The organism is Thermogutta sp., from assembly GCF_014359955.1.
In the GTDB taxonomy this organism is placed as follows: Bacteria; Planctomycetota; Planctomycetia; order Pirellulales; family Thermoguttaceae; genus Thermogutta.
Genome location: NZ_JACIYL010000173.1, coordinates 1 through 6,992, shown reverse-complemented (window position 1 = coordinate 6,992; position 6,992 = coordinate 1). Strand labels below are relative to the sequence as shown.

5 protein-coding genes and 1 tRNA gene are annotated in these 6,992 nt (G+C 58.9%); 3 read left to right on the top strand and 3 right to left on the bottom strand.

From position 1 onward, the window contains the following. On the top strand, positions 1-1,539 hold a 1,539-nt coding region (locus tag H5U08_RS07375), incomplete at its 5' end, for a Mu-like prophage major head subunit gpT family protein (RefSeq protein ID WP_297031732.1). 243 nt (positions 1,540-1,782) lie between these two features. Next, a complete protein-coding gene (locus tag H5U08_RS07370) occupies positions 1,783-3,162 on the top strand; it encodes a tyrosine-type recombinase/integrase (protein ID WP_297031730.1) in 1,380 nt (459 codons plus the stop codon). Here H5U08_RS07370 and H5U08_RS07365 read toward each other — a convergent pair. Next, positions 3,128-3,215, bottom strand: a tRNA-Ser gene (locus H5U08_RS07365). The two genes, H5U08_RS07370 and H5U08_RS07365, sit on opposite strands and share 35 nt — an antisense overlap. A gap of 515 nt (positions 3,216-3,730) precedes the next feature. On the opposite strand from H5U08_RS07365, the gene H5U08_RS07360 reads away from it, so the two are divergent. Further along, positions 3,731-4,585 carry an RNA polymerase sigma factor RpoD/SigA gene (locus H5U08_RS07360; protein ID WP_297031728.1) on the top strand — a complete coding sequence of 285 codons (855 nt, stop codon included), beginning with the start codon at positions 3,731-3,733 and terminating at the stop codon, positions 4,583-4,585. A 65-nt stretch (positions 4,586-4,650) separates the two neighbouring features. Here H5U08_RS07360 and sucD read toward each other — a convergent pair whose 3' ends face one another. Further along, a complete protein-coding gene (gene sucD, locus H5U08_RS07355; protein WP_297031726.1) occupies positions 4,651-5,529 on the bottom strand; it encodes a succinate--CoA ligase subunit alpha in 879 nt (292 codons plus the stop codon). 117 nt (positions 5,530-5,646) lie between these two features. Next, positions 5,647-6,840, bottom strand: coding sequence for an ADP-forming succinate--CoA ligase subunit beta (gene sucC, locus H5U08_RS07350; protein ID WP_297031725.1), 1,194 nt, complete (start codon positions 6,838-6,840; stop codon positions 5,647-5,649). Between the last annotated feature and the right edge of the window lie 152 nt (positions 6,841-6,992).

Genomic DNA, 6,992 nt, shown 5'->3' with positions numbered 1-6,992 from the left:
GGCCAGGTGGTCATTGCCCTTCTCAAGGACGCTGTCCCGTTGCAAGCCAGTATGGGGGTCGAGGCCACCGAATACCGGCGGCTGGACCCCGGAGCCACAGTAACGGTGAACGGACGGACAATCACTCTTGAATCGGACACCTTTTTGATCGAGCGTGGAACACTTCGTGAAGTTTCCGTTGTCCCAGTGGGAGCGGACAAACAGGCTATGGTTATGCTGGCCACAGGAGTGAAGGATATGCACACTCAACCCACCCCCCCGGAAAACAAAGCCCCCAGTGACTCAATTGAGGCGAAGTATGTCCTGGACCTGCTCTCCGCTTGCGGAGATGACGTAGGCACTTTCAGACAAGCCCTCCAAAACCACTGGCCGCCTGAAGCCGCGAAGGCTGTCGCCGAGCTGCGAAGCCACCGGCCGGTAATTGGGCCTGTAACCCCCAGCAGATCCAGCGGCTCACCCACGTCAATTCTGGCAGCTGCCACCCTGAAACTTCTGGGGCGAGAATCTCTGGCGGAAAAAGTATTTGGGCCGGAGGTTATGACAGCCAGCACTCACTACCAGCCGCGGACTGCCCTTGATCTCTGCAGTGTGGCCTGCCAGATGCATTTGGGATACGTCCCCCACGGGACGAATGAAGTGATCAAGGCGGCTTTTTCCACCACGGACCTCCCGGTGGCCCTCGGGCTGGCGGCCAACAAAATCGCCCTCGATGCATACCAGCAAGCCCCCGCCACCTGGAGAGCGTTCGCCCGCGTTGTCACGGCCAAGGATTTCAAGGATCACACGGGTGTTCGCTTAACCGGCGATTTCAAGCTGGAAGAGCTGGCCCCTGGTGGTGAAATCAAGCATGCGTATATCGGGGAGGAAACGATCAGTTACCGTGTGGAAACTTACGGAAAAATGCTGATGCTGGACCGCCAGCACATCATCAATGATGATATTTCGATTCTCGACCAGATTCCCACGATCTTCGGTCGGGCTGCCGCCCGGAAAGTGGCCGACCTGGTCTATTCGATTCTCCTCAACAACCCGGCCAGCTTTTTCTCCAGTACTCACGGCAATCTTCTCACCGGTGCGGGATCGGTGCTCAGCGTCACCAGCCTTGCCGAAGCGATTGCGGCTTTACGCAAGCAAACAGACGCCGATGGACTCCCTCTGGACCTGGTGCCCCGCGTGCTCTTGGTGCCCCCCGAACTGGAGGCGACCGCCCGGCAGGTGCTCAACAGTGTCGACCTTTACCGCTCCGGCGGAGACCAGCTCCCTGCCGGTAATCCTTTCGCCGGCCTGAATATCGCGTTGGAGGTGGAACCGAGGCTCAGCAATCAGTACTTTTCCGGTTACAGCCCCACCGCCTGGTATCTCTTGTGTGGCCCCGCCGACGGAAGCTTTCTCGTCGCCTTTTTGAATGGCCAGCAGGGGCCCACCATTGAATCCGTCGAACCCGGTCCGGATAAACTGGGAACCGGGTGGCGTTGCTATATCGACGTGGGCGCAGCCGCCGCGGACTGGCGATGCGCCGTGAAATCCGCCGGGGCCTGACGGGTTACAAAAACCAAGCTCCTCCTGGGTGGCCCGCCTGAGTAAACACTCGGGCGGGTTTTTTTGTACACCACCCACCCCCTCTCACGGGTCCTTCCCAATGGTTCCGACCTGTCGACGGCCGCGGGAACCCCCGGGCCTTCGACCACACTTTCTTTCCACGTTTTTTCTCTGGGTTGCTTTGTAACAGCCTAGCGGGTCCAATAGCAGTTGACAGCACCAATAAGCAGAAAGGAGCTCTCTATGGCAAGCGTAGCAAAAGACGGCAAGGGCTGGCGGATCCTCTTCGTGGCCCCCGATGGCAAGCGGAAAACTCTTCGTCTTGGCCGCGTGGACAAAAAGACGGCGGAAAGTATCCGTGTCCACGTGGAGGCGTTGCTGGCGTCCCGGATCAGCGGCTTGCCGGTCCAGCAGGCCACTGCAACCTGGTTGAACACGATCGGTGAGGCCCTCAAAGAGAAGCTGGCCAAGGCGGGGCTGATCGACTCCGTGGCTGTGGCGAAACTGGGACCGTACCTTGATGATTACGTGGCATCGCGCCAGGGGACCTGTACGCCCGCTACTCGCGTTGTGTGGGGGCATACGATCCGCAATCTGCGCGACTTCTTCGGGCGGGAGTGTCGGCTTGCCGATGTCACGCCGGAAAAGGCGGAGGCGTTCCGCCAGTATCTGATGGGCCAGGGGCTGGCCGATACCACGATCCACAAGCGGCTCCAGTTTGCCCGGATGTTCTTTGCCCACGCCCAGCGGATGGGATTGATCCAGGGCAATCCTTTTGGATTCGTGAAGCACCGGGCGGGTGATCCCTCTGGCCGGCGCGTGTATGTGACCGTAGAGGACACACTCCGGCTGATTGAGAACGCCCCCAACGTATGGTGGCGGCTTCTCATCGCCCTCGCCCGCTTCGGTGGATTGCGGATCCCATCGGAGGCCTTCTCTCTACGCTGGGCGGACGTCGACTGGGCGGATGGCCGGATCGTGGTATCCTCACCGAAGACGGCCAGCAAGGGGAAGCCCTATCGCGTCATACCGATGTTTCCTCTGCTGAAGCCCTACCTGGAAGAGGCGTGGGACGCCACGTTACCCGGGGCGGAATACGTGTTCCCGGAAGAATACCGCCGGCGCGCTCAAGGCCCTGCTGGCTGGATCAACTGCAACCTGCGAACCACCTTTGAGAAGATCATTCGCCGGGCGGGATTGGAACCTTGGCCAAGACTCTGGCACAACCTGCGGGCAAGCTGCGAAAGCGACTTGGCCCAAGCCTTCCCACTGGCCGTGGTCACCAAGTGGTTGGGCAATACCCCCTCTATCGCGTTACGCCATTATGTGGATCCCACGGATGCGGTGTATGAGGCGGCTCTCCAGTGGAGGCCCAAGACCAAAGTGGACTCGAACCGTGTACAGCCGGACACCACTGGTGTTCAAACGAACAGTGGCACAGAATCCGGCGCACGGGTGGCACAAAATGCGGCACAGCAGGCTCCCGCAAGGGGCCGCAAGATAGGGAACTTTGAATCCCAAAGCCCGCTCAATTGCAACCTTATGCAACCCCTTGCGCGTCGTAACTTATTGCTACAACATCACTTAACGGAGAGGACAGGATTCGAACCTGCGAGGGGTTGAACACCCCTACGGATTTAGCAAACCCGCGCCTTAGACCACTCGGCCACCTCTCCGTATATCACCCCACCACGGGGGATCAATCCCCGTTTGTGGGGTACGTTTATATTCCAATCAAGCGTCTGATCGGAAGCCGGTCCCCCCCAGGACTCGGGCGATCACCGTCTCGTCGGCGTCACTCAGCCCCGCCACCCCAAACTCGGTGAGGTGGTGTTCCTGAGCGGAGCGCTACATCTCGGTCGTCTCTGGTTAGACTCGGCTCAACCGCCCGACCGGGGGATAGGCTGCCCGGCTCCATCTATCATCAGTTTATCAGTTTCCCCTGTTATGGCAAGACGTGCGACGCAGGCCAGACCCGCTGATTGCGTCGGTCGGTGGTGTCTGCCCTCCCCTACACCAAGCACGATCTACGCAACCGGCCAAAACTGATCTCCTCATCACATTCGGCGCATCCGGTTGCGTCGGCTTAGCTTGTCAGTTTTCCAACGACATGCAGGAAACCTCGGCCAAGGGTCGATAGGTTCATTGGGTCAGGGAGTCTCAATGTCGTTCCAATGCCGACTGAGCACCTATGAAGAAGACCAAGACGAAACGACGGTACTCCGAGGATCATGATGTGCATTCACCACTGGAGTCGTACCTCCGGGAGATCAATGAAACTCCCCTTCTCACTCCTGAGGAGGAAATGGAGCTCGCCATCGCCATCGGCAATGGCGATCCCGTGGCGAGAGACCGCATGGTACGGGCCAATCTCCGCCTGGTCGTCAATATTGCCCGGAATTACGTAGGCAAAGGCCTCAGCCTGCAGGACCTCATCGAGGAGGGAAATCTTGGCTTGCTGCGCGCGGTGGAAGGATACGATCCTGCCATCGGCACGCGGTTTTCCACCTACGCCAGTTACTGGATCAAACAGTCCATCAAACGGGCGCTGATCAACTGCGGGAAGACCGTGCGGATTCCCGCTTACATGGTGGAATTGCTCTCCAAATGGCGGAGAGCCAGCACCCGGCTTGCTGAAGAGTTGGGGCGAACGCCCACACCAGAAGAAGTCGCCCGCGTTCTGGGAATACCCCGTAAAAAGCTGGGCATTATCAAGAAGGCGATTCGGATCTACAATCTGACGCCGCAAACGGATCAGGCGGACAACGGGTGGTCACTCGGCGAAATGCTGGAAGACGAGCGGTTTCGCCCTCCCGATGAAGAGCTCGTCACACACGACAGTCTGAACCATATTCGGGAGAAATTGAAACACATGGACCCCCGAGAGGCCGCCGTTTTGCGCATGCGTTTTGGACTGGACGACAAGCAACCAAAAACGCTCAAAGAAATCGGAGAGATTCTGGGCCTTACCCGAGAGCGAGTCCGCCAAATCGAGACCGAGGCCCTCCAGAAACTCGCCCGAGCCCTCGAAGGTGACCCCCAGTAAGTGCTACCTCCGATCGGGGAACCAGCGGGTTCTTTGTGCGACTGGCTGCCCCTGGTCACAAGTTATCAACGCCCCTTTTTCAGCGCGCGCTCCATGGCCTCACCCATCTCGGCGGGGCTCTCGGCCACTTCAATCCCGGCCGCTTTTAAGGCCTTGATCTTGTCGTCTGCGGTCCCTCGTCCCCCGGTAATGACTGCGCCCGCGTGGCCCATCCGTTTTCCCGGTGGGGCCGTTCTTCCCGCGATAAACGCGGCTACCGGCTTGCGGAAGTGTTTCGCAATGTACTCTGCGGCGAGCTCCTCGGCATTGCCTCCAATTTCACCGATGAGAAAAACCCCTTCGGTTTGGGGGTCCGCAGCGAACAGCTCGAGCACATCAACAAAGCTGGTCCCAACAACGGGATCTCCCCCTAGTCCTATACAGGTCGATTGGCCAAGTCCCCGCTGCGTTAACTGCCATACGGCCTCGTAGGTCAAAGTTCCTGATCGGCTCACCACTCCGATGCGTCCAGGCCGATGGATGTAACCCGGCATAATGCCAATTTTGCACTCACCGGGTGTGATCACTCCAGGACAGTTGGGCCCAATAAGACGGGCGCCGGCCCGGCGGACAACCGGCATGACGCGGATCATGTCCAGCGTAGGAATCCCCTCGGTAATCGTGACGATCAGCTTAATCCCCGCATCGACGGCTTCCAGAATGGCGTCGGCCGCAAATGGTGGGGGCACGAATATCATCGTCGCGTCGGCCCCCGTCGAGCGTACAGCTTCCTCGACAGTGTCAAATACGGGGACGCCGTCAACCGTGGTGCCTCCTTTGCCGGGCGTGACCCCTCCAACCACCTGCGTGCCGTACGCCAGACACTGCTGAGTGTGAAACCTCCCAGCCTTCCCCGTGATCCCTTGACAGATGACCCGCGTGCCTTTGTTAACCAGGATGCTCATAGAAAAAACCGCGTGGAAAATGTATGAAAAACGCGTTCTCCGATGATACGACTCTGCTTATAAACGGAATCGTTTTCCGCAATATCCAGAGCAGACACTCCCCTGAAAGCAAACCCATCACCGTCCCGCTGCTGCGGCGACCACCTTTTGGGCAGCGTCCGTCAGATCACTCGCGGGAATAATCGTCAAGCCACTTTCTGCCAGGATCTTTCGCCCCTGTTCCACCTCATTTCCTTCCAAGCGAACGACCACTGGAACCGTAATCCCTACCGTGCGATGCGCTTCCACAAGTGCCTGCGCAATCGTGCTGCACCGCATGATGCCCCCGAATATGTTGACCAGCACCGCTTTCACTTTGGAATCAGCGAGAAGAATCCGAAATGCCTCGATGACCTGATGGAGGTCCGCCCCTCCGCCCACATCCAGGAAATTGGCCGGACGCCCCCCGTGGAGCATAATCAGGTCCATCGTACTCATCGCCAAACCCGCCCCATTCACGAGGCACCCAATATCCCCGTCAAGCTTGACGTAGCTCAATCCAGCTTCGCTCGCTCGAAGTTCAATGGGATCTTCTTCATGGACATCTCGGAGTTCTTTCCATTCCGGATGCCGGAACGCAGCGTTATCGTCAAAATTGATTTTGGCGTCCATTGCCAAGATTCGCCCTTCGGCAGTCACTCCCAGGGGATTGATTTCCACCAGACTACAGTCTTTTTCCACAAAAATTCTTGAAATCCCCCGGAGGACGGCTTCTAACTGCCGGGCAGGATCGCCCTGTCCCAGGCCCAGCTTCTGGCTCAATTTCCGGCTCTGATAGGGGCGGATCCCCAAATTCACGTCCACCGGCTCATAAAAAATGGCTTCTGGTTGGGTAGCCGCCACCGTCTCGATATCCATTCCACCGGCCGCAGAAGCCAGAATAACCGGGCATTCCCGCTGCCGATCCACCACCATGCCCACGTACAGTTCGCGTGTGACGTTGGTCGCCTCCTCGATAAGGACGCGGCGAACCACCCGCCCCTCTGGGCCGGTTTGGGCCGTCACCAATGTGTGCCCGAGCATTCGGGCGGCGACCTGTTGGGTCTCTTCCGAAGATGCGACCAGTTGCACCCCGTGCTGGTCGGGGAACTCGCGGAACGTTCCCTTTCCCCTTCCCCCGGCATGAATCTGAGCCTTGATCACCGCTCGTGGCACCGCTAGCTCGTCAAAGAGGCGGCCCGCCTCCTCGGGCGTTTCCGCCACTTTGCCAGCGGGTACAGGAACCCCAAACTCTCGAAACAACGCCTTGGCCTGATACTCGTGGATTTTCATAAGTCGTCACTGACAAAATATGGCCCGCAAGAAAGCGCCGGTGTACAGCTCACGCACTGTCGGGGAAAATGGCCTCCAAGCTCGCCAGGCCCCCTTCCGACGGCCTGGCAAAGTGCGAATCCCGAATGCCCGGGTTCAGCGACGGTATAGGG